The sequence below is a fragment of the Vibrio sp. OPT20 genome, assembly GCF_963889365.1.
Classification (GTDB): domain Bacteria; phylum Pseudomonadota; class Gammaproteobacteria; order Enterobacterales; family Vibrionaceae; genus Vibrio; species Vibrio splendidus.
In genome coordinates this window covers 85677-109765 of record NZ_CAWPOA010000036.1, presented here as the reverse complement: position 1 = coordinate 109765, position 24089 = coordinate 85677, and the positions used below count along the sequence as shown (strand labels likewise).

At 43.2% G+C, this 24089-nt stretch carries 22 protein-coding genes; 8 read left to right on the top strand and 14 right to left on the bottom strand.

What is annotated here, in order from left to right:
* Positions 1–178 precede the first annotated feature (178 nt).
* Together AACR09_RS08430 and yegD are read right to left on the bottom strand one after the other, a co-directional pair.
* Positions 179–1216, bottom strand: a complete 1038-nt coding sequence (locus AACR09_RS08430) for a porin (RefSeq protein WP_004730070.1) — start codon at positions 1214–1216, stop codon at positions 179–181.
* A gap of 492 nt (positions 1217–1708) precedes the next feature.
* Positions 1709–3061 (bottom strand): molecular chaperone, encoded by a 1353-nt coding sequence (yegD, locus tag AACR09_RS08425; RefSeq protein ID WP_004730068.1) that lies wholly within the window; start codon positions 3059–3061, stop codon positions 1709–1711.
* A 159-nt stretch (positions 3062–3220) separates the two neighbouring features.
* Between yegD and AACR09_RS08420 the strand changes: the two genes are divergently transcribed.
* Entirely contained in the window at positions 3221–3529 is a 309-nt protein-coding gene (locus AACR09_RS08420; RefSeq protein WP_017079638.1) for a DUF1289 domain-containing protein, read from the top strand.
* An 80-nt stretch (positions 3530–3609) separates the two neighbouring features.
* On the opposite strand, the gene AACR09_RS08415 is transcribed toward AACR09_RS08420, so the two are convergent.
* Positions 3610–3960, bottom strand: coding sequence for a HopJ type III effector protein (locus tag AACR09_RS08415; protein WP_004730064.1), 351 nt, complete (start codon positions 3958–3960; stop codon positions 3610–3612).
* Positions 3961–4154: 194 nt separating this feature from the next.
* Between AACR09_RS08415 and AACR09_RS08410 the strand changes: the two genes are divergently transcribed.
* The gene (locus AACR09_RS08410) at positions 4155–4814 is read left to right on the top strand and encodes a PilZ domain-containing protein (RefSeq protein ID WP_004730062.1); all 660 of its coding nucleotides are present in this window, start codon (positions 4155–4157) and stop codon (positions 4812–4814) included.
* Between the two features lie 61 nt (positions 4815–4875).
* Here the strand turns inward: AACR09_RS08410 and luxQ are convergent, their stop codons facing one another.
* From luxQ to AACR09_RS08385, 5 genes are all read right to left on the bottom strand, one after another.
* The gene (gene luxQ, locus AACR09_RS08405) at positions 4876–7446 is read right to left on the bottom strand and encodes a quorum-sensing autoinducer 2 sensor kinase/phosphatase LuxQ (RefSeq protein ID WP_193834733.1); all 2571 of its coding nucleotides are present in this window, start codon (positions 7444–7446) and stop codon (positions 4876–4878) included.
* On the bottom strand, positions 7446–8540 hold the full coding sequence (locus tag AACR09_RS08400) for an autoinducer 2-binding periplasmic protein LuxP (protein WP_102511792.1): 1095 nt from the start codon (positions 8538–8540) through the stop codon (positions 7446–7448). The genes luxQ and AACR09_RS08400 overlap by 1 nt, the downstream gene beginning before the upstream one ends.
* Before the next feature lie 308 nt (positions 8541–8848).
* Positions 8849–9163 (bottom strand): GIY-YIG nuclease family protein, encoded by a 315-nt coding sequence (locus AACR09_RS08395; protein ID WP_004730056.1) that lies wholly within the window; start codon positions 9161–9163, stop codon positions 8849–8851.
* Positions 9164–9820, bottom strand: coding sequence for a YceH family protein (locus AACR09_RS08390; protein ID WP_004730054.1), 657 nt, complete (start codon positions 9818–9820; stop codon positions 9164–9166).
* Positions 9821–9883: 63 nt separating this feature from the next.
* Positions 9884–10084, bottom strand: a complete 201-nt coding sequence (locus AACR09_RS08385) for a hypothetical protein (RefSeq protein ID WP_004730052.1) — start codon at positions 10082–10084, stop codon at positions 9884–9886.
* Positions 10085–10279: 195 nt separating this feature from the next.
* On the opposite strand from AACR09_RS08385, the gene AACR09_RS08380 reads away from it, so the two are divergent.
* The 3 genes from AACR09_RS08380 (at position 10280) to AACR09_RS08370 (ending at position 11834) form a co-directional block, all read left to right on the top strand.
* Positions 10280–10594 carry a DUF496 family protein gene (locus tag AACR09_RS08380; protein ID WP_004730049.1) on the top strand — a complete coding sequence of 105 codons (315 nt, stop codon included), beginning with the start codon at positions 10280–10282 and terminating at the stop codon, positions 10592–10594.
* Positions 10595–10806: 212 nt separating this feature from the next.
* Positions 10807–11433, top strand: a complete 627-nt coding sequence (locus AACR09_RS08375) for a D-Ala-D-Ala carboxypeptidase family metallohydrolase (protein WP_193834731.1) — start codon at positions 10807–10809, stop codon at positions 11431–11433.
* Positions 11434–11597: 164 nt separating this feature from the next.
* Positions 11598–11834, top strand: coding sequence for a hypothetical protein (locus tag AACR09_RS08370; RefSeq protein WP_004730045.1), 237 nt, complete (start codon positions 11598–11600; stop codon positions 11832–11834).
* A 32-nt stretch (positions 11835–11866) separates the two neighbouring features.
* Here the strand turns inward: AACR09_RS08370 and AACR09_RS08365 are convergent, their stop codons facing one another.
* Positions 11867–14458 carry an ATP-binding protein gene (locus AACR09_RS08365; RefSeq protein WP_193834735.1) on the bottom strand — a complete coding sequence of 864 codons (2592 nt, stop codon included), beginning with the start codon at positions 14456–14458 and terminating at the stop codon, positions 11867–11869.
* Between the two features lie 1001 nt (positions 14459–15459).
* Here AACR09_RS08365 and AACR09_RS08360 point away from each other — a divergent pair.
* Complete coding sequence (locus AACR09_RS08360) at positions 15460–16896, top strand: glyceraldehyde-3-phosphate dehydrogenase (RefSeq protein WP_017105329.1); 1437 nt, start codon at positions 15460–15462, stop codon at positions 16894–16896.
* Between the two features lie 245 nt (positions 16897–17141).
* Here the strand turns inward: AACR09_RS08360 and AACR09_RS08355 are convergent, their stop codons facing one another.
* Together AACR09_RS08355 and hcp are read right to left on the bottom strand one after the other, a co-directional pair.
* The gene (locus AACR09_RS08355; protein ID WP_193834729.1) at positions 17142–18221 is read right to left on the bottom strand and encodes a hybrid-cluster NAD(P)-dependent oxidoreductase; all 1080 of its coding nucleotides are present in this window, start codon (positions 18219–18221) and stop codon (positions 17142–17144) included.
* 119 nt (positions 18222–18340) lie between these two features.
* Positions 18341–20002, bottom strand: a complete 1662-nt coding sequence (gene hcp / locus AACR09_RS08350) for a hydroxylamine reductase (RefSeq protein WP_004730037.1) — start codon at positions 20000–20002, stop codon at positions 18341–18343.
* A gap of 273 nt (positions 20003–20275) precedes the next feature.
* On the opposite strand from hcp, the gene AACR09_RS08345 reads away from it, so the two are divergent.
* Positions 20276–20506, top strand: a complete 231-nt coding sequence (locus AACR09_RS08345) for a hypothetical protein (protein ID WP_017061777.1) — start codon at positions 20276–20278, stop codon at positions 20504–20506.
* A gap of 53 nt (positions 20507–20559) precedes the next feature.
* On the top strand, positions 20560–21723 hold the full coding sequence (locus AACR09_RS08340; protein WP_017079628.1) for an alpha/beta hydrolase: 1164 nt from the start codon (positions 20560–20562) through the stop codon (positions 21721–21723).
* A 103-nt stretch (positions 21724–21826) separates the two neighbouring features.
* Here AACR09_RS08340 and AACR09_RS08335 read toward each other — a convergent pair whose 3' ends face one another.
* From AACR09_RS08335 to AACR09_RS08325, 3 genes are all read right to left on the bottom strand, one after another.
* Positions 21827–22441: a LysE family translocator gene (locus AACR09_RS08335; RefSeq protein WP_029221972.1), complete on the bottom strand. Its 615-nt coding sequence runs from the start codon at positions 22439–22441 to the stop codon at positions 21827–21829.
* 127 nt (positions 22442–22568) lie between these two features.
* The gene (locus tag AACR09_RS08330) at positions 22569–23489 is read right to left on the bottom strand and encodes a LysR family transcriptional regulator (RefSeq protein ID WP_193834727.1); all 921 of its coding nucleotides are present in this window, start codon (positions 23487–23489) and stop codon (positions 22569–22571) included.
* On the bottom strand, positions 23483–23944 hold the full coding sequence (locus AACR09_RS08325; protein ID WP_108122049.1) for an Lrp/AsnC family transcriptional regulator: 462 nt from the start codon (positions 23942–23944) through the stop codon (positions 23483–23485). Before AACR09_RS08325 ends, AACR09_RS08330 begins: the two co-directional genes overlap by 7 nt.
* Positions 23945–24089 lie beyond the last annotated feature (145 nt).

Below are 24089 nucleotides of genomic sequence, written 5' to 3'. Positions count from 1 at the left end.
ATAATCGGCAACGGCCTCATCAAGCAAATGATGGGCTGTCGCCAGTAAATGCCGAAAATCGGCTTAAGTCAGTGTCCGGAATTTGTTGACCACTACAAGAGGGCTTAGCATGGTGTCTAGGACAGTATCCTAAAAGGTAAACTTAAGGAGTAAACACTATGCTAAATAAGTCTGCGACTTATAGGTAGTAACGAGCACCAAGTAGCCACTGGTCGTCAGCTTTTTCTTTGTACACGCCAGAACCTTGTAGATCGAACTGGTAACCAGCAAAGCCTACGAACTGAGATGTGAAGTTGTATTCAGCTTGTAGAGCAGTTGTAGCAAATACTGTTTCGCTCATCTTGTCATCTTCTACAGCTTCGTAGTTAACGCTTAGGTTAAGGCTGTTAGACAATGCGTAAGAAGCTAGCAATTCAACTGCAACTGACTCTTCAAGAATCTGGCCGTTACCAGAGTTCATGTAGTTATTCATTGCGTAAACACCAGCAAGGTAAAGACCTTCAGCGCCGTATGAACCGTAAGTTGCACTCAACACGTGAGAGTCAGCAGTTTGTGAGCCAGCACCAACGTACTTAACATCACCAGTGTTGTAAGCGTAGTTTGCAGTAACGTCAGCAATAGCGTAGTTCAAAGCAATTTGACCACGGTTGCCGTATTCATTCAAACCGTCAGCTTTACGACCTTGCCATGCAACAGCTGCGCTTAGAGAACCTGCGTTACCGAAATCGATAGCATTGCCGTAGCTCACCATCTCCTCACCACGACCAGTACCTAGGTTACCGTGATCTTCGTAGATGAAGTCATTCGCGAATGCGATTGGCATATCTGCTACGCCAGCAACGTTGTAATAAGGTGCCCATTGAGTACCAACTGCTGCACGACCGTAATCGTCGTGAGAAAGGCCAACGTAGCCAAGACGAGTTGTGAATGACTCATCACCACCGTCAAGCATGTTTAGCGCCCATTCACCTTTAGCATCTGCAGTGAAGCCGTTGCCAAGATCGTGAGTTGCACCGAAGTTGATACGTGGAGATACAGACTCAACACCGATGTCGTCTTCATTAAGACGATCGCCACTGTTTACGTCGCCAACTGCAACTGATACGTGACCACCAACAGAGAATGTTGTGCCGTCTTCGTTGTAAAGTTCTACAGCAACTGCCTGTGTACCAAATACTGCACCAGAAATTGCTAGCGCTAAAAGTTTCTTATTCATTGTCATATCCATTATGTAACTGGGTGAGTTATTCACTAACAACCTCGTGCTTACGGAGAAGTTGTTACCTGCATTTAACAAGTAGGCAAACACTAATATACGAATGACAAAAAAGTTGCATTAAAATATATAAAATAAAAAAAATCTCACTATAAAAAGAAAAAAATAACCTTAAAACAACAAGATAAGTAGATAATTACTGGTGATCTTTTTTATCTTTTTAGACAAAACCTTCGGCTATCTTTGATTTTATAGTCAACAAATAAGCATTAAAAATCAAATCGAAAAATCACTCATCAGACCATCGAGAGATACACCCTCGATATTGAAACATTTTGTAACATCATGAAGTGAGTTGAAATATTTAGCTTTGTGAAACAATTCTCGATTTAAGCTAGAAAAAATTGCTCAATTCAAATTTCACTAGAGAAAACACAAAAAAAGGGCAACCAATCAGCGACTGGTTGCCCTTCATAACTCATCATTGGACTCTTATTTGAAGCAAACCTCAGCCCAACGAGCTAAACCTGAGGTTACTGAACCGAAGTAGTTACCGCTCACGATCGGTACGTTCGGCAATGCTTGTTGTACGGCTTCACGAAGTATAGGTGAACGAGCTGAACCACCCGTCATGTAAATTACGTCTGGCTTTTTCTGGCCTTGTTGCATGGCTTCTTTAACCAACTCAATCATCTTAGACTTTGGCGATTCAATAGCTTCCACCATCTGTTCAACGGAAATGTCCACTTCGACCAATTCAGAAGCAACATTAATCACGGCTCGATATTGAGAAGATTCTGCTAGTGCAATTTTGGCTTCTTCCGCTCTGCGTACAATGCTATAGCCTAGAGTGTCATGATAAACCCTCATCAAACGCTCTAGCTTTTGAGGGTCTGAAGCTTCTTTACGAAGTAACTTCAAGGCCGCTAGGTTTTCGCGAGAATAGAAGTTCTTTTGAGCTTCGACATTATTGATCGCAATTGGATTCCAGAATTGAGTCAGTGGCATATCGATACCCGAAATGCCTTTGCTGCCCATACCAAAAGGTGACATCAATTGTTTGAAGGCAAGGTAGATATCAAGGTCATTACCCCCTACCCTTTGACCGCTGTGAGCTAACAAACTCTGGGTTCGGTCCGCTTTACCCGACCAAGTTGGCCCCATTTCTAGCAATGAGCAATCGGTGGTACCACCGCCAATATCCACAACCAATACCGTTTGGTTTTCAGTCAGGGTACTTTCGTAATCAAGGCCTGCGGCTACTGGTTCAAATTGAAAAGCGATATCAAGGAAGCCTGCACGCTTAGCTGCGCGTGAGAGTATGTCTTCAGCTTGTCGGTTTGCTTCTTCACCACCTCGACCGTGGAAGTTAATTGGTCGACCGATAACAGCTTGTTTGATCTGCTCTTGAGTCGTGAGTTCTGCTTGGTGTTTAATATTTGCCATCATGGCGCACACTAAATCTTCGAAGAAACTCACCTGAACATCATGCAACCCGCTTGCGCCAAGAAAAGACTTAGGGGATTTTACGTAATAAACATCGCGAGGGTCTTCTAAGTAAAGATCCAACGCCGCCTGACCAAACGCCATATCTTCTGGCACCAAATCGATACTCTCTTCTCGATTCAAAGCAATAGCACGTCGTAACACTTGCTCACCAACCGCATCACTCGGTTTGATATTCAAATGGCGAAATAGATGTTCGGAAACACTCTCACGAGTAGGCGCAAACACGGTTGAGGGAATATAGTGATTGTTACCTTCTAGTGGTAACAGGCTTGGTTTTCCATCAACCATTGCCGCGACAGAACAGTTCGCTGTTCCATAATCAAATCCAATAAACATAATATCCCCCACTCAACAAAAGGGGCGAGATGCTACATGAAAAGCCTAAAAATTACGAGGTCATTTCTAAATTTAACTGAGTGATTTCTTAGCCTAACGGCTCTTAATAGGCAAACAAATATGCTACATTTCAGCCCAAATGAATCACAGGTTAGATAAATGAAAACACCTTGCCGAGCGGCTTGTAAAAATAATGGCGGAATGTGCAGTGGCTGCTTTCGAACAATGGATGAAATTATAGGCTGGAAAGGCTTATCTGAAGAAGAGCAAACGTCGGTTATGGATAATCTTACTGGTGTTAGTTCGACTCACCAATGTCCGCAGTGTAATGAGCCAGCTCAATGCGATATCAGTGCGGGTAAAGAGACGTGTTGGTGTTTTGAACTAGAAAAGCGTGATACTAGCGATATTCCAAAAGCTGGAGTATGTCTGTGCCGTAAATGCTTGTCTGAACTGCCTATTCAGTAGGTTACGTACCGGGTCAACATAGACAAAAAAGCGAGAGATTGCTTCTCGCTTCAAAATACTGAGATTTATTTGGTTAGTGCCTACTTCGTTTTTGCAACCAGCGCAGGCTGAGAAAACTGTATACCGTTCCAACCATGAACCATGAAGTTACGAATATTTTGATGGTCGGTGTTCTCTGGAAAACCTAGCACGTCGTTACGATAAAATTGACCAAAACAAGCAAGTGTTTGCTCCGCAGATAAACCTTGCTCTAAACCAAAAGCAAAAATTTTACACGAACCATTATTCTGCCCTGCGGTATTCACCACTTCACCATTGCGAAATTCACTCTCCGCAAAAACATAGTGAGCTTCGATCACATGCATTGTATCTTCAAATTGCACGCTTTCTGGGGTTTCAGCCAGAGTATTTAATAAGGTTTCCAGTTCCATTTACTATTTCTCCATCAAGTATATATCTGTCAGCAGTGTATCTTGTTTTACGACAAGAGTAAGCCGTTGTTTACTTGGGACAGCGATTCACTTTTTGAACGAATACTGCAAATTACCTCAATGAAACTAATGACATAGTTTTATCAGGACGTTATATTATTTTATCAGACGATTAACATTGTTCAGTAACGAATATGCATAAAGATAAAAACTTAGAACTGTTTAGATACCTCAAACCCGGTACAAAAACAGCAGGTGTATTAGAATTTGGCCCAGACGACTCGATCCAGATCACTACACTCTATATCGGACACAAAGAAGAACAATACCTTGTCCTTGAGCTGTCACAAAAAGCGACAGAAGCACTGACGCTCAGAAAACTCATCAACGTGGATATTATTGTTCGTGCCATCACCGACACCGAACTTGGACACATTGTCGCGTTTAAAACCAACGTACTGGCTCATATCACCTCGCCAGCACACCTTATTTTCCTTCGTCCGCCTTCAAGCTTTGCGACCAAGCCTATCCGTGAACACGAAAGATATAAGGTACGACTCAGCTGTGAAGTTACCTTTGATACTTTGTCATTAGATGCCACTCTGGTCGATTTTTCAGTCTCAGGCTGTGGCGTCTATATTACCCAGCAATCAGATATCGATGTCGGTTGGAAGATACAAGTAAACTCTGTCTTAAGTGAGTACTTAGATAACGAACTGGTCTACAACGTAGTGAGTAAAAAAAGACAAGGCCAAGGTTGGCTATTAGGCATTCAGTTCCCTGAACACCTAGATATGAGTGACGAGTTAAAAACGCTGCTGTTGGAGCAAGCCTTTGTTGCCGGCTTTGTATAAATGCGTGTTCAAGTAAAGTTTATTCACAACACTTGTTCTATCGCACTTTCAAAGGTTTAGATCAGTAGTTCGTTACATCCCAATGTGAGTTTTTAAAATGAACAAATGCTTGGTGTAGCGACTCTTCTTTAATGGGTTTTACAATCACGTAATTAGCCCCAGCAGCCATAAAGCTGTCTCTTGTCGACGCTTGAGCATCAGCGGTACACGCATAAATCGGGGCTGTAACGCCAATATCATTCCTAAGTTGCTGAGTCGTTTCAACGCCACCAAGGTTGGGAAGTTGGTTATCCATCAAAATAAGATCATAGGTTGTCGCCTTAGCCATTTCTAGCGCTTCTAAACCGTCTTTTGCCCATGTCACCACCATGCCATATTTTTTGCAGAAAGCCTGCGCAATAAAGGCGTTGGTGTGATTGTCTTCCACCAGCAATACGTTCAAAGATCGGCTAAACAGCGCCTCTGGTTCGATATCAGCTTGTTGCTTCACGTCCAATAGCGGCTTAGTGTGCACTTCCACTGGAATTTCTATAATGAACTCCGAACCTTGATTTATCTCACTGCGGACTTGAATGTCCCCTTCCAGCATATCGACCAGATTTTTTACAATCGTTAGGCCCAACCCTGTCCCACCATATTCACGAGTCGTGGTCTCTTCTGCTTGAACAAAGGGTTCAAACACAGCGTCAATCTTGCTTTCATCAATACCAATACCGGTATCTTTCACTCGAACGATCAAACTCGCATGGTCTGAGTTAAAGATACTTTCGAGCTCAAAACTAACGGAAATACCGCCTTGGTGAGTGAACTTAAGAGCGTTACTCACCAAGTTAAACATGATTTGATTCAGGCGCACTTGGTCGGTGTTTATTTCAATGTCATCAGCCAAGTGATTCACAATAGTAAATGCGATCGATTTATCGCCACAAAGCGGACGATAGATACTGTCTAATGTATTAACCAGTTCCCCCAAGCGGAAGTCTTTCTTTTGAATATTGAACTGCCCCTGCTCTATCTTTGAGAAGTCCAAAATATCGTTAAGTACCGCCAGCAAATGTTCCGCACTATTACAAAGTACATCCACCTGTTCACGGTTATCTTCACTGTGTATAGAGCGCTTCAGTAATTGAGAAACACCAAGAATACCGTTAAGCGGTGTACGAATCTCATGGCTCATCTTTGCGAGGAAATCAGCCCGCACATTCGCAAGGTGCTCAGCTTCTTCTCTTGCTCGATCAGCCTGCCGTTCCGCCTCGATAAGCTTAGTAATATCTTGGCCTTGTACCACTACACCGGTAATGCCGTGTTCCACACGAATTGCTGACATGTTCCAACGAAACACCTTTTCACCAATTGGTACGTTAATGCCCGTCAGCTTTGAACCTTGAACCACCATATGGATATTCGGTAGCATGCGATGCTCAAACTCTTGAGCCACCGCTCCGTAGTTATCATCGGCGTCAAATAGCGCCATACGAGCAGCGGGGTTCATCTGAATTAAGTCACCTTTATCAGACCAAACCAAGATAGGTGAATGAGCAAAGTTAAAGAGATCTTGGAATTTTTGGTTCTGTTCAGATAAACGTTCAAAAGTATCCTCAAGGGTGCAACCAATATGATGAAACTCGAAAATGTTGGAGCCATCGAACTTGTTGTACTCTTCGCCGTCACTTGCTGAGCGAGTAAAGTCCATCAACTTATCGAGTTCAGCCGCCACCTTTCTTTGAATCCAAGCTCTCGCAAAGAAAGACATCAATATGATCACCACAATCACAACAATGATCGCACGCTCATAGTTCTCTTCTAAGGCAATGAAGTTAGTGTTCTTTTGGACAGCTCGAATGGTAAGGGGCGTTTCAACGGCATTGATCTTAATGGTCGCGATGGTGACGAAATGACGAGGCAGTTGCTCGTACATTTTGTAGTTGAGGATGTCCGTTATTGTGTAACTTTCATCGCCACTGAATGTCGACGTAACCGGTGTTCCGTGCGCTTCGATAACAATATTTTCGCAGTTGCTGCCCTTCTGAATAGACTCAGCCAGAGAGAAATTGTTATCAAGTACGATCGCGATATAGAGCTGACCAAGAACCTCCCCTGTTTTGTTATCCACAATAGGGGTTCGGCGAGCCAACAAATGACGCTTACCAATATCGGTTATCACTTTAATGAAATGCCAGTTACTACTAAATGAAACCTCATCAGAGATATGTTTTAAGTTGGACGAGTCCAATCCATAAAACTGACCGTTGCCATCTTCCCAGGCCAAACCGTCATGAGTAGAAACAAAACGAAGATCCGGCGCATGATCCGGCTCTCTTTGGTCAACACCAAAAAAGAAATAGCTCAGAGCCTCTTCATTGTGGGTATCAAAGTACTCTCTGAGTGTTTCACTGTGTGAGCTACTGTCTTGATGGATTTGCAGCACCGACAAACGGTAATCAAACATATTTTGGATCAGGCTAGAGGTTTGCTGGACCGTTCGATTCGTCTCTTGCTTTACGATATTACTGCTGGTTTCATAATTATGAATAAGTACGCCAAGTGCCATCACGCCTATCACTAAAATAATGATACGCGTAATGAGTTTAGCTAAGGTGTTCCTAGGTGTACTGGCGTAGCTTTTCTTCATTATTGACCTGAATACCTAAATGCTCGCTGCTTAAGTTCTGAAATACGTTCTGGTGAATCATCTTTGGTCACAACTTCAAACTCACCAGAGTAAACCGTAGGAACTTCCAATCCAGCTAGGTCCCACTTGATCGCCTCTGCCATAGCGATACCGGTATCGTCATTCATACGCATGACTGTGACATCTAAATCGCCCTTTGCAATGGCTTCCAGTTCAGCGGACCCGCCTCCCCAGCCATTAACTAAGATATCTCGACCAGATTCACGAATGGCTTCCGCAGCGCCCAGAGCGACATCGGTTGCACATGCATAGATAAAGTCTAGGTCCTTATCGTTCGCAATGCTGATTTTAGCCGCTTGGTAACCACTCTCTTTGTCTGATTTCGTGTAAAACGAAGACTTAAGATCAAAGTTCGTATCGGTGTTCACATCATGGATAAAGGTATCTCCACGAGCATCACTGATGTAGCCCTCTGAGCGATATAACACAGAATATTTGCTGTCTGGTTTGCTCACTTCTTTAAAGTAATTTGCCAATTTTAAACTGCCTGTCGCATGATCAAATCCCACATACATGAACGGCTGTCTATCAGCCCAAGCACGCACTGGTGTTGTGATGTTTTGCAGAATGAGTTTGGTGTCAGTAGAGCTCAACACGTGCTCAATAAACTTACGGTGGCGCGTCGTGTCTAATGTGAAAATCAAGTAATCCGTTTTGTTCTCTATCGCTTCTTGCAATGAAATGCTTGTTTGCGTGAGATCGGCATTAACCCGGGTAAACACCTGATTTATTTGATAGTTGATTCTCAACTTATCGAGGCGTTTCTCAAAAGCTTGAATGTTACGAACCCAGTAGTCGGAGATCTGTTGACCCGGATACACCACTGAGATCGTAATAGGCTCATTCTGAGATCGTCTCAATGGCACAGGGTGATTTTGCACAGCTTCAACCATTTTATCGGTCAGTGCTTTTTGCTCTGGAAACTTGGAAAGATAATCTTGGTATTCCCAGTACCCATTGAGGACATGAGTACCATGGGAGAGAGCGGACGCAGAAAATACGGCAAGTCCAAACAACATCAGTAAACGTTTCATATTTTTCTCGTTTTATATGAGCTACTTTGGCTCATTTTTTAACCTAGCATGACACCATCTCTTTGTATGGCTGAAAGATATTATGTAGGACAACGATGATAAATGATAGCGTCTAACACTAATTAGAACGACATTCTAAATGAGCAATATGTTAATTTGGAATGGAGATTAAGAACAACGAGTTCAATGATGATTTAAGCCCATTCGCAGAAAGAGTAATTATCGTTAAAATTCATGAGCTTACATTGATTTATTATAGTCCATTACATTATTAATATTTAATCAATAACAAACATTTTAGCTATGAATTATGAGACTTCGATATATTGAATTCTGTCTTGTTGCCACTCAATAATTAGTTTGAGTGATACCAATTTTTCTTTGCGAGATTTTGGTAGTTGTTTGATCGCGTATTCGGTTTTCAACGCCTCACTTTTTGATCCAACACCAAAACTCCAAACTAGCTTAAGTGGGCCTTTACCTTTTAACGCTTTGGCACCTTTACCCGTTTGATGTTGTTCAAATCGACGCTCTAAATTATTCGTCACGCCACAATAAAGGGCATTGTGACGATTGCGGATTAAGTACACGACCCAATCCGCATTTTTATCAGACTCAGACATCTAAAGCAGTGATTCAACCAGAGCCTTAAGCTCTGCCACTTCTTCACGTAGGCTTGCGACTTCTGATTCAAGCTCTTCAAACTTTTCGCTTGTCGCAGAGGGTGCAGTCGCACTTACCGATGCCGTCGCAAACGCTTCAACATCCACTTCACCACTCAATAAGTGCTGGTAGCGTGATTCACGTTTACCCGCTTCACGTGGTAGCTTCACGACTAAAGCACCCGCTTCTCTTACGGCTAATTTATCGAGTGTCGCTTCAACCTCTTTCACATCACTAAAATTAGCAAGACGACCAGTACGAGTACGCAGTTCGCCAGGAGTTTGCGCCCCACGAAGCAGCATACAGCAGATGATTGCGCGCTCTTGCTCTGTAAATTGCAAATCCCCAAATTCAGTATTACAGAAACGATGCTGATACTTATTAACACGGCTATTGAAGCTGCTCTCATCACTCACCATGCGGCGAGCTATCAAACCATCAACCGCATCTAAAACGTCCGACTCAGACAGAGAGAGAACTGGCTCACGGTTACTCTTTTGGTTACATGCAGTCGTTAAGCTGTTTAACGTTAACGGGTAATGATCCGGGGTAGTGACTTCTTTCTCGATCAAGCAACCGATAATTCTCGCTTCAATTGGGGAAAGTACTGTGTTCATCGTTTTTCCTTTTTATTATTTTGATAATTCCATCTCAACATTTAACAATGCAGCCAGTAATGGCTAATGCTCAGACAAAATCGGTACTCGTTTCTTTCTGCCTTGTTCATCAATCATTATGATCTTAGAACGATTTAGCTCTATTTCCACGACTTCCAAATAAGTACGTTCTTGTACATACGCATCACGAAGCTTGTTTTGCTCTGCCGAAGGTTCAGTGACATCGTCGCCCAAATCTTCTGTTTCCAGTTGTTGTTGATTCATTTCACATTTCGTATCAATGCCGTGTCTATACTGGATACTAACTTGAACAGTTAGATAAAAACAATCGCACTTTAGCGAGAGTGCCGAATAATTATACAACCTTACTTTTGCTTTGATCTAAAGACTGTTACAACACTAACTGATGTGCTTTAATCAGAACCAGACAACGTATTTGACGATTAGGAAAAGGAATCTATGAGCAGCGTATTTGAAATTGTTAACCAAGCACGACGTAAGAACAAACTTAAGCGTGAACTTTTAGACAACGAAAAGAAAGTTCGCGACAACCGCAAGCGTGTCGACCTTCTTGATAACCTACTTGATTACATCAAGCCAGAGATGACTCACGACGAGATCTTAGGCATTATCAAAAACATGAAAGCTGACTACGAAGACCGCGTTGATGATCACATCATCAAGAGTGCAGAGATCTCTAAAGCTCGTCGCGACATCAGCCGCCGCATTCGTGAACTAACAGAAGAAGACAAGCAAACTCAAGGTAAGAAGTAATCTAACCTCGCTAATTTACTTGTAACAATGTTAGTAACCCACTCTTAGTAGTGGGTTTTTTTGTACCTAAACTCCAGCGTCTATACTTAAGCATCTAGACCTAAGCATCTAAACCTAACCGTCTAGACTTAAGCGTACCTAAGCAAAATGAATGAAACTCAACAGCAGTATCAAACTAAATAACGAGTGTACACTAGCGATGGAGAGACTTTATGTACGGAAGTATTCTGATTACCTTGGCGTTATCAACGACACAACCTTACCCTGAAAAATTTGAGAAACTTTATACCGAAGAGACCGAAATCACTTATGACGATCTCGTGGTCGATGTTCATGGCTACAAGGTTCCGACCCGATCAGCATTTCGAGGTTGGATGCTCCTTAACCACGCCCAAGATCAAGTCAAAGCGATCGGTCAACAACTCAAAGACAGCGGCATCACTCAGAGCATGCCTCTGCATTTAGTCTTGTTGCAAGGCACGGATTGGGCAATGAGTAATACGACCCTGTTTACCCTTCCCAATAAGAAACATGTGCCAAACATGATCAATACCCTTAAGTACATACAACAATATATTGAGCCTGAAATTGGCGTTGTTATCCCTGTGTCCGGAGAGCGAACCAATATTTACAATCAACAAGCTGGCGGCGCACTGCGAAGTAAACACTTGGAATTCTGCGCCTTAGACTTAGTGCCTGCGAATGATATTACTCGCGAAGATCTACACGTGAAACTTAAAAAGATTCATGCTGAATTTGGGCAAAAAAATAACGTTGGGCTGGGGTTGTATTCTGGTGTTCGATTCCACATCGATACTTGCGGATTCAGACAGTGGTAAATACTCGATAGTGTCATAAAGACTTGATAATTATCTAAGTCATTATGACTCAAATAATTAGTAGGATACTTTAACCAATTGATTTAATAATTAAAATAAAACTGGAACGCTAATTGCTATTGATAACGAGTATCATAATTATTAATAGCAATTAGGAATTCAATATGAAGACGATGACTCAACGCTTTCAAACGCTACTTTCTGTTTCAAACTTCAGTCTAGCAACCACCGCCTTGCTTATGCTACTCAGTATTATTGTTGCTTATCCGATGGCCGATCACTTCTCACTGCCAATTCAAATTGTCGCACACATCAGCACGATCTTAGTGGCTGCATTACTAAAGATTAGTTATGTCGGTCGCTGCCTTGCGCAATACAACCTTGGGTTAGAAGTTCGCTAAATCGCACAGTGCTAGCCTTGATAATGAGCCAGTTAGACAATATCAAGGCTACTGAAAAGGTCATACAGTTGGTGGGATTTATAAGGTTTCGGCAAATAGGCATTCATGCCTGCTTCAAAGCAATCTTTGATGTCTTCTTCCAGCACACTAGCGGTTAAAGCAATGATAGGTAATGGCGCAGCTTGTTGGTCAGCCTCCCACTGTCGAATCGCACGGGTCGCCGTTATGCCATCCATAACAGGCATCATGCAGTCCATTAAGATGGCATCAAACTGAGCGCCTTGAGTGATGACATCCACCGCTTCTTGGCCATTACTGGCAATCAAATATTCATAGCCCGCTTGCTCAAGGAAGAAGCTCGCTATTTTTTGATTCATCAGATTGTCTTCAACGATCAAAATGCGTCGATTCAGAGAGCGAACCTCTTCATCTTTTGCTTCCACTTGAGGAGTTTGCTCTTCGCCGACATCGAGAGATTGTAAGCTGTTTAAGAATCGTCGACCCAAGAATGGCAATGTATGAGTTGAGTGAACCGTTTCTGTGATTAGATTGGTTTTAAAGAGATGATGCTGACACACGATAACGCGAGCCAAAGGGTATAACGCCTTCAGCGTCGCAAGATCTTTATCCATGGAGTGATGCAGCGTATGACAATAAAGTATGAAGTCACTTTCTTTCAGGTTTTCATCAAGATCCGAAATGGATGACACAACATTAGGTCGAACATTTAAGCGTTCACACTCTTTGACCAGTTGATCTAGGTAATTGAAAGAATTCGAGATAATAGTCGCACGGCTTAGGTTGTCGAAGGTTTGAACATGAGTTTCGACAGTGTCGACATACAAACAAAAAGTGAACGTTGAGCCCTCTCCTTTCACTGAACGCGCGGTAATGTAACCCCCCATCAAATCAACAAGCTGTCGACAAATCGCAAGGCCTAACCCTGTCCCACCGAATTGGCGAGTAATGCTGCCATCTTCTTGAGTGAAAGGTTCAAATATGGACTCTAGCTTCTCTGGCTCAATCCCAATTCCAGTATCAGACACACTGCATTCAAGCTTGCCTCTACCCAAAGACATAGGTGTGTATGCAATGTCCGTCGTAATCGTGCCCTTTGACGTAAATTTGATGGCGTTAGACAGCAAATTGGTCAGCACCTGCCTTACACGGTACTCATCGAAAAACAGCTGCGGTGGGGTTTGGGAATCGATATTGATGTCGAGTTCGATATCCTTACTTATCGCTTTGGATAAAATCACACTGACTGAGTCGTAAACCGCCTCTCTCAGATCAGCATTGTGTGGCGATAGCATTAAGTTGCCCGACTCGATTTTGGACAGGTCAAGAATGTCATTAAGCAGAACCAGTAATGAGTGAGAAGACGATTCGATATCTCCTAACACTTCTTGTTGATTCGCGCTCAGTTGGCTTTGAGATAAGATCTCAGCCATCCCAATAATCCCGTTGAGTGGTGTACGTATCTCATGGGACATATTGGCTAAAAATGCGCTCTTGGCCTTGTTAGCCGAAATTGCATCTTCTTTTGCTTCTACTAACTCTTTGTTATGTTGATAGTTGCGCTCCATCACTCGATTCAGAGTTTCAGTGAACTCGGCAAGTTCATCGTTGCCTTGAATATGAATGACCTTGGGCTTGCCGTAGCTATCGGCGCATTCAGACACCCCTTTCAAAATAATAGATAGGTTTCGATTTAAGCGAAGAGATGTCGCTACACCAAGCCATAACAACACACCTGACACGACAAGAATAAGCAATGTCATAACTAAGGTTTGCCTTTTTTGCAGTGCTATATTTTTGGTCAGATCAAACTGTAATTGCTTAGTGTAAGCACCCACTGCCTTTGAAATCGCTAACTTCTTTCGTTCTAAACCTTCCACATGTTCATATATTTCAGGCGACGAGAAGTCACCTTTGAGGATTCGAGCTGTAAAACGGTTTTGAAATTCATCTTTAGAAAACGTACTTAATAGCTTTCTAATTTCAGGCGAACGGCTTCCAGAACGGAAAAACGTATCTAATAACTGCTGCTGCCTTTCTAAAGCACCAACATAACTCAATAAATATTGATCTATCAGCTCTGGAGAACGATACAAGCGGTAGCTCAACCACGCTTCTCGCTGAGTCCAAAACACGTAGTGAGTAAGATTAATAAACATCGCGTCAGCTTGACTGATCTTTTCGTCCACGATGTTAATGCGATATTCAGATAGCTCCATTAACACGCCTTTTAGCAAGTCGAAGGCATGCTCTGTCAGTTTCGTGTTGTTGTCCGTAATTTGTGATGCGTCGTTGTTCATACTGGAGGTTACGCGAGCGAGTTTCGCTAACACACCCTTAAGCTCAACCAACTGTGGTTCAACAGTCCAATTGCTATCGAACTGTCGAAGCTGTTTCTCGTACTGAGCGAGTCTAGCTAAATCAGCTTGCAGCTTTAAAAGCAGCAGCTCTTTCTCTGGAGAGTCATTAGACAGAACCAACCATCGATAAGCATCGCTGGAAACGGTATTAAAAGATTGAAGCGCTTCAACCTTAATACGAGTTGTTTCAAGGTGATTCATCTTCTTATCGTTCTTGAGCACTTCATTGACTGTAAAACCAAACATGATGAATACAGAAACCGTGGAAAGAAATATAAGACGCCATCTAATTGACATGTTTATCATTTTTATAACGACTCCCTTCCCGAAAGTAATTTTACCTAGCCCAAGTTAAGAATAGGACATTAACAGGACTTATTGATCAAATTGGATATGAACAAACGATACTCTGAGCCCAGAACGGTAAATTATGATCAACTTACCTCCATGTTTAGGCTTTAAAGGGGGGCTGTTACTTAAACAGATAGACTTAAAACAAATATGCTTTGAACAATTGTGCTCTAAACAAGTGTGCTTTAAACACGCGAGATCTAAACACAAGATGTTTAAACAGGAGGAATATAGATGAGAGAGCTGTATACAAACGAGGTATGAACAAGTGAAATTTAACGAAGCAAGCTTTATCCAGTTATTATCACTCCCATAATAAGCAAACGGCCATGCTTCTCGGCTCCACAAGGTTGGGAGTAATGAATCTATAAACCAACAAACACCGAAGTTAAGTGAAATTTGTGAGATCCAATCGTTTGCGTCATGCACTTTTCGCACTCGAATTCGGCGTATTCAAAGGTTGAACAAGAAAGCGCATTAATCACCTTATTTGTCGTTTACTGTTTACGTGTAACTTGAGCTAACGATCACACCTTTAATGATCACTATGACTGTTATTACATATAATATTTTGATTTGAGTATTTTTTGGCGAAAAATAAGTGCTACAGATTGTTAAAGTCAATAGCCTTTATCGACACTGAAAACTTGATTTATGGCTAATATAAAGCCAACTTACAGATAATTTGTCTGCATTTATTTTTCCTAGCAGAATAACCCGTCGTACCTTACAATCCTGCCACATAAAAATTACAAGTTACACACAAGGCATATCAAGCGCATTTTAAGTGGCGTTAAAGACCATTACTGCTTAGATAGCTCAATTCTCCCATGCACTCATGGCTACCCTACATTCGCTATGATTGCAGAAATTAACGTGAAAGGTCCCGAGTAAAGATGAGTCCCGAAAAGCACCTCCTAGACTGGCAAACTAGTCAAACTATTGCTGAATCAATCGCTCCTACTTTAGGTCAGTTGTACCGCCAAAAAGGCGTTGAAGTTATCCTCTTCGGTAAAACACTGGTTAACGCAACAACTATCGACATCATCAAAGCTCACCGCATCGCAAAACGTTACACAGGTTCTCCGCTTACCGCAGAACAGACTCAACCCATCATTCAACACCTTCTCTCTATGGACTTATCTCCATGTCGTATCGATGTTGGTCGCCTTGCTCATACATTCTGGCAAGATCGCGAAGACACACACGGGTTGGATGATTTCCTACAAACTGCGCTTTTGGAATCGCTTGAAGGCGATGCGATGACAGAACCTCGCGATGTTGTCTTGTACGGTTTTGGTCGTATTGGCCGCTTGCTCACTCGTCTATTGATCGAGAAAAGTGGCCCAGGTTACCCACTGCGTTTACGTGCAATTGTTGTTCGTGGCGGCAAAGACGGTGACTTAGAAAAACGTGCAAGCTTGCTACGTCGTGACTCTGTTCATGGCCAATTCAACGGCAGCATCGTTGTAGACCAAGAACGTAAAGCGATCATCGTTAACGGTAATTTCATCCAAGTTATCTACGCAAACAAGCCAGCAGAAGTGGATTACACATCTTACGGTATCGAGAATGCACTTGTGGTTGATAACACAGGTGTATGGCGTGACGCTGAAGGCCTAAGCCAACACGTTGCGTGTAATGGTGCGAAGAAGGTTCTACTGACTGCGCCAGGCAAAGGTGAAATCAAGAACGTTGTATTTGGTGTAAACCAAAATGACATTCAACCAGAAGACACGATCATATCTGCTGCAAGCTGTACAACCAACGCGATTACGCCAGTATTAAAAGCGGTTCACGACAAATTTGGTGTCCTATCAGGTCACATCGAAACGGTTCACTCATTTACCAATGACCAAAACCTAATCGATAACTTCCACTCAGGTGATCGTCGTGGTCGTGCTGCTTCATTGAATATGGTACTGACATCGACTGGCGCTGCTAAAGCGGTATCAAAAGCGATGCCAGAAATGGAAGGCAAGCTAACAGGTAATGCGATTCGCGTACCTACGCCAAACGTTTCAATGGCAGTAGCAAACCTAAACCTTGAGAAAGGCACAAACAAAGAAGAGTTGAACGAATACCTGCGTGAAATGGCGCTATCTTCAACTTTATCTGCACAGATTGATTACACCGACTCAACCGAGATTGTATCTACCGATTTGGTTGGTTCTCGCCACCCAGGTGTGGTTGACGGTGTTGCAACTATCGCGCAAGACAACCGCGCTGTTCTGTACATTTGGTACGACAACGAGTTTGGCTACAGCTGCCAAGTTGTTCACTGTATGGAACAGATGATGGGTGTTCGTTACAAGACATACCCTGAAGTTTAAACGACTTCGATCTTGTAACTAACTCAGCGCAAACGGCTCCACAACATAATAATTATATCTGCGAAGTCTGTAATGGGCTTTGCAACCCTTGTTGTTTTACTCCCCCGTATAAACAGGAAGGTTGCCACTTAGATCTGCTCTCTCTATCTGATCTAAGTGGCCTTTTTACATCTGTTACTTTAATTTTGGTCTCTATTACGCCAACTTTGTTTTTACCGTTCTAACAAAGCTCGACTTCACATCTGCTACAGCTCAACCTCAACATCTGACTGAATCGTACTCGAACACGCAAGGACATAACCTTGCTCAATCTGTTCTGGCGTCAATGTTTCTTGGCTGCTTGATTCCACCGAACCTTTGGTTACTTTACACTTACACGAACCACAAATCCCACTGCGACAAGCAATAATAATCGGAACACCTGCTTTTTCTAATGAATCCGCCAATGGGGTTCCCGCTTCTGCTTCAACTTCTGCGCCAAATGCAGGAACAAACACCTTAACGGCGCCATTTGAATCTGCTGACGCTTCTGTTTGTGGTTCTTCTGAAGCAGTATTGCTATGGGCTAGTGAATTATTACTTTGAGTCGCGGGAGTAAAACTTTCTTGGTAGAAGTTATCCATGTTGAACTCAAGTTCTTTCAGGTAGTTTTCTATGTCTTGCATAAAGCTAACCGGCCCACACAAGTATACGGTTCTGTCTAAAATATCTGGGCTGAGTGTTACCAACCAGCTCTTGTCTAGACGACCTTGGGGAGCAGTTGTTCCTTCACTGTCTTTCAGAAGCAACTTAAGGTTAAAGTTAGCGTGTGTCTCATCGAGTTGGTTGAGCTCTTCAAAGTAGATAGTCTCGCGTCGATTACGTGCCATGTGAACAAAATCGATTTCAACATCACTGCCTTGAGCCAACCAATACTTCGCCATCGCCATCACCGGAGTGATACCGCAACCCGCGCTCACTAGCGTTACTTTCTTTGTCGCCGTTGGCATGCAATCAATACAGTTAAACGCACCAGCAGGCTTCAATACAGAAACCTCATCACCTTCATCAAGTTCATCAACAATAAAGTTCGAAACCAAACCACCTTCCACACGCTTTACCGTCAGCTTCAGGCGGTTATCTTCAGGACAAGACGCTACAGAATAAGCACGGTAATCCGTTTTCGCCGGCATATCCAAACCCAGAGTAATAAATTGCCCCGGCTTAAAGTTGAAATGTAAGTCTTGTGGAACGCTGCCAAGCTCAAAGCTGACCGTATCTGGCGTCTCGTGCCATTTCTTTAAACACACTAAATTGATTGAATCGCTATCCGACCATGCATACATAGTTCGTGTACCTTGCTAATGACTAGATGATTAAATGACTAAAGATTTAAATCGAAAAAGCCCCGCCGTTGTCTGTTTTAGAAAAACGTCACAACAACGGGGCTTAGAGTTGGCTTAAATTAAGCCGCTAAGATTGTTTTAAGATCTTGCTCTGGCGTTGAGATAGAACGCATATCGAACTCGTCTTGCATAATCTTTAATAGGTTTTCTGTTAGGAAAGCAGGTGCTGTTGGGCCCGTGTAAATACCTTTCACACCAAGAGCGAACAGGGTAAGCAGGATAACGATCGCTTTTTGCTCGAACCAAGATAGAACTAGCGTTAACGGAAGTTCGTTGATACCACAATCAAACTCTTGAGACAGTGCGATAGCAAGCTGAATCGCAGAGTAAGCATCGTTACATTGGCCAACATCTAACAGACGTGGGATACCGTTAATGTCGCCGAATTGGTTTTTGTTGAAACGGAATTTACCACATGCAAGTGTCAGGATTACTGAATCTTCTGGCGCTTGAGCTGTGAAATCTGTGTAGTAGCTACGTTCAGATTTGTCACCGTCACAACCACCGACTAAGAAGAAGTGTTTGATGTTGCCTTCTTTTACTTGCTCGATAACCGCCGGAGCCGCTTCCATCAGTGCGTTACGACCAAAACCGACAGTGATCATTTGCTCGATCTCGTCGTGTTTGAAGCCTTCTTGCGCAAGAGCACAGTCGATTACTGCGCTGAAATCGTCGCCTTCAAGGTGATCAACACCCGGCCAGCCTACGATGCTACGTGTAAATAGACGGTCTGCGTAAGAACCTACATCAGGGTTAAGTAGGCAGTTAGATGTCATTACGATGGCACCAGGGAAGTTCGCAAACTCTTTTTGCTGGTTCTGCCAAGCGCTGCCGTAGTTACCCGCAAGGTGTGGGTACTTGTTCAGTTCAGGGTAACCGTGTGCAGGTAGCATCTCACCGTTAGTGTAAACGTTGATGCCCTTGCCTTCAGTTTGTTGAAGGATCTTTTCTAGATCATGCAAGTCGTGACCAGAAACAAGAATACAGTGGCCTTTCTTAGTCTTCACGTTCACGGTTGTTGGTTGAGGGTGACCAAATGTATCTGTCTCACCTTTATCCAGCATTTCCATGACTTTGTAGTTCATCAAGCCAATCTGCATAGACGTATCTAGCAGTTGTTTTAGGTCAGATGGGTCAGTACCTAAGAAAGCCATGATTTCATGGTATTCAGCAAAGATAGCATTGTCAGTTTGACCAAGAACACGCGCGTGCTCCATGTAGGCTGCCGCACCTTTTAGACCGTATAGGCAAAGAAGGCGAAGACCAATCACATCTTCATGTTGAGAGTCGTGACCACGGTTTACCGCAGCTTGAGGGGCAAGCGCCAATAGCTCTGAAGAATCTGTAGGAAGATCGAATTGCGCAGCAGCCGAAAGTGCTGGGATTTCAAAACCGATCAACGTAGCAGCCGCACGTACCTGTTGCTCTAAACGCTGCTTAAACTCGTGAGATTGTTGTGCGAACTCGATAATACGAGCAGGGTCGAAGTTAACGTTAGTCAGCGTTGCGAAGAACGCTTTTGGTGCCCATTCGTCAATTTCAGTATCAATAACATCGCAAGCGCGGCCTAAATTGGCCCAGAAAGAAACACCTTGAAGAGAATGCACCAACACGTCTTGAAGGTCGGATACTTCCGATGTTTTACCACACATACCTTGTGCGAAAGAACAGCCTTTTACGGTTGGGGTTTGAATTGTTTGTTCACATTGAATACAGAACATAAGGGCTCCAGTAATATTTTAGTTAACTGTAAGTACTTTGCTTACAGTGACTTATTCCAAACCCTATAGAGCATCAACCGTGCCAACTTTTAACCCATTGATTTCATTTGATTTAGCTTTATTCCCTTATTTTAGTGCGTGATTATGACTACATATATACTCTCAATCCACACACACCTGTGTCATAGTGACTCTCTAGAATTATTTGGTGGTGTTCATGTTTCGTTCAGAATAGAAGCGATATAGTAACAACATAGAAAAAGAGGAATGAATATGAAAAATATATTAGTTACGATTGTTGCATTGTTTACTGGCCTATTGGCGTTATTCACTAGCTTGATCCTTGCTATTCCTTTAGCTATTGCAGCTTTAATTACTGGCAAGCGCATTCAGAATCAAATGAAGAAACAAGGTTTCGCAGCTCATATGAACACTCGTCAGTCATCAACCAATGATGCCGGTGTTATTGAAGGTGAATACGAAGACCTTTCAAGCAAAAAGTAATCTAAACTTAAGTTTCAAACATAGTGAAAGCACAAAAGAGACAACATTAAAAAATGCATAGAAATACCATTCTAACGCTGCTCGCCTTAACGACTTTAAGTCTCGTTGGTTGTTCCAACGAGACAACTATACCCGCTTACGAAACATCTCCAGATTTGCCTAGCTATCAGCAAGATAGCTTTGATGCCTACGTCAATGACACCCAAGATTGGCTGCTGAAAAACCGCGTGTTCATGACAAAAAACAAGCAGCTTGAGATTCAACTGAACTCCCCGACTGAATACAAACCAGCCTCACCAAACGGCAAAGCGGTATTATTGGTCCATGGATTAGGTGATTCACCCTATTCGTTTAAAGACATCGCTACCCATTTGGCTGATCAAGGTTACTTAGTGAGAACGGTATTGCTTCCGGGTCACGGTAGTCGTGTGGGTGACCTAATGCAACCGAGCTTAGATGATTGGCAAGGTGTGGTCGCTCACCATACCAAGTTGCTTGAGCAAGAGTATGATTCTGTGTGGCTTGGCGGCTATTCAACAGGCGCAAATCTCGTCACTTCGCAAGCGATGAACGATCCTAAAATCTCCGGATTACTGCTGTTCTCCCCTGCGTTTCAACCAAGCTCGTCTGCCGTTCAATACGCAGGGCTCGCAAGCTACTTTTTCACTTGGGCTGATCAAGATCCTGAAGACAACGTGTTGCGTTACAACTCATTGCCAATGAACGGTGCCTCGGTTTACTACGAGACATCAGAAGTCGTTCGTGATGACTTACAAGATAAGCACTTCGATAAACCGGTGTTTATTATGATGAGTGAAGGCGACAGCGTGATTGACACCAGTTTCGTTCAACAAGCGTTTACTGAATCGATGCCCAACCCAAACAATGTGTTGATCTGGCAAGGTGAGACGACACTCGATGATCCGCGAGCGGTTCAGTACAGCATGAAGCTCCCGGAGCAACGCATCTCGAACGGTTCTCACATGGGTTTACTGTTCTCGCCAAGCAATCCGTATTACGGAATCAATGGTAGCGAGAAGATCTGCTCCAATGGTCAAGAGGAAGGTTTTGAAGAACAGTGCAACGCGACAAGTGAAGTTTGGTACTCAGCATGGGGATATCGTGAAGATGGAAAAAACCATGCACGTTTGACCTATAACCCTTACTTTGCTGACTCAATGAAAGAATTAGATTCGGTTCTAAACTCAGCAGGCTAACTTCTTTTAGCGGTTAACTGTTAGCGTTTAGATAAGTAGAAACAAAAACGGCTCACAAGATAACCTCTTGTGAGCCGTTTTAGATCTTAAGGTCTAGTGATGACTAAATCATCCACACCACACGCACAGCAAGTAGAATCAACACCACACCTGACAATCGGTCAATCAACTGCGCTTTCGAACGTATACGTTCAACAATCAAAGGGCTAGACAACACCAAGGTGATAAATGTGTACCATAAACCGTCTACAAGTAGCGGTGTTGATACGATAATCACTTGATTGGTCAGTTCATTACCTAACGCAACAAATTGGCTAAACAGAGCGATGAAGAACAGCGCGATTTTTGGGCTCAAGATAGAGATCAAGAAAGCCTCGCGAGCAGACTGCATGTAACTCATCTGCTCACCCGCTTCCAATTTCGCGGCAACACCACCTTTCGAACGCAACGCATTCACGCCGAGATAAAGCAGATACGCTGCACCCGCTAAACTAATGGCTTTGAACAACATGGGGGATTGCTCAAGCACAACGGCTAAACCAACAATGGTTGCGAACGCATAAATACCGATGCCTACGGCGTGAGACCAAGCCGCGATAAGCCCGTTCATACGGCCACCAGCCAGACTGTGTTTTGCAATCATCGCCAAGCTTGGGCCCGGAGACATTGCACCCAACAAGCAAATCGCTAATAAAGAAAACCAAATTGTTACTGTCATCATTCCATTCCTAGTAAAACAAAGCGCCCCAGCGGAACGCTCTTTGCTTAATACTCAATACTTAGCACTTACCATAATTCGCAGAAGGTATTATTTGAAATCAAAGATTATCATTACATCTATGACTTCAAGTCATACTGATATTATAACTCGACTTCTGCATAGCTTGGAATGCCTTTTCTCTCGCCCATTTGTGGGCAGAGTCGTTGTCATACTTGGGGTGCCACATTAACCAATAGGTGTGCATTTCCGTATTAAATGGCAAAGAAAAATAGGCAGTATCGAGGTGCCGACCTAGGTTATAGGCGATATGTTCTGGCACGATCATCAAATAATCATCTTGCATTAACACTGTGCCTGCGGATGAAAAGAACGGGACCTGTAAAGCCACTCTTCGCTTCAGCCCTTGCTTCTTCAATGCTATGTCCGCGTAGCTGTCTTTATCTCCGCCACCTGTCACTTTGATGTGAGAGTAGCTGACGATATCTTCTGCACTCAAAGCCGATTGGTGGGCTAATGGGTGCGACTTGCGCATCAAACACACCGATTTATCTTCACCAAGCTTAATGCTTGATACATGTTCTGGCTTTGTGGGAAACATACTGGAAGCCAAATGAATACCCGACTCGTTCAGAGCTTCAAGGTAATTTGGCTGCCACAAGCGGAAAGCCAAATTAATGTTCGGGGCTTCGGCGAACACCTCTGCAACAATAACAGGAAGAATATACTGAGCCACATAGTCACTCGAAGACAATACCAGTTCACCCTGCCAGTCTTTCGGTTCAAAGGGTTTATCGTCTAAAAGGTGGTCGAACTCTCCAAGCAAGTCATCGAGTTTACCTTTGAGCAACAAAGCACGGTTAGTCGGAACCAGTTTGTTGCCATCACGAACCAGCAAAGGATCGCCACATAGATCTCTAAGCTGAGCCAGTTGACGGCTCACCGCCGACTGCGTGATGTGCAAACGCTGAGCTGTTCGACTGACATGACACTCTTCAAGAAGCACGTGCAGAGAGCGCAGTAGGTTTAAGTTGATATTACCTAACATGAATGCACCGTCGCATTCTGTTTGTTGAAAAATTCCGTCAAGACAGTATGAGTCATAAGGTGTCGAAGCTCTGGGTAGCTTTGCAGTTGGTCGCGAATTTGGTTCAAACGCTCCATGCTTTCAACTTCAACATAAAGCATCATGTCAGTCTCACCGCTAATAGAGTGGCACCATTGCACTTCATCAATACTCTGGATTCGTGTCGCGTAAGACTCACAACTATGGTCGCTGCTCGACATGTCGAACTTCAACAAGATGTAAGCGCACACATTCTTCGTTTGGTTGGGCTTTGCCACTTGAGCACAATAACCCGTAATCACTTTGTCGCTTTCCAGTTTCTTGATTCTGGCATTCACCGCCGAACGCGAAAGACTGACATCTCGGGCGATATCGCTCACTGAGCATCGTGCATTGGTTTTGAGAATATCCAAAATTTGGCGATCAAATTTATCCATGCTTCTGATTCTTTCCATTTATTGTTCTATTTATAACGCCTAATTTGACACAACTTTCCTACTTATAACAACCATTATGACAGCCGACACTTTCACGCTTAATCAAATTAAAACCGTTAAATTGACGGTGTCTTAAGACGTTTCG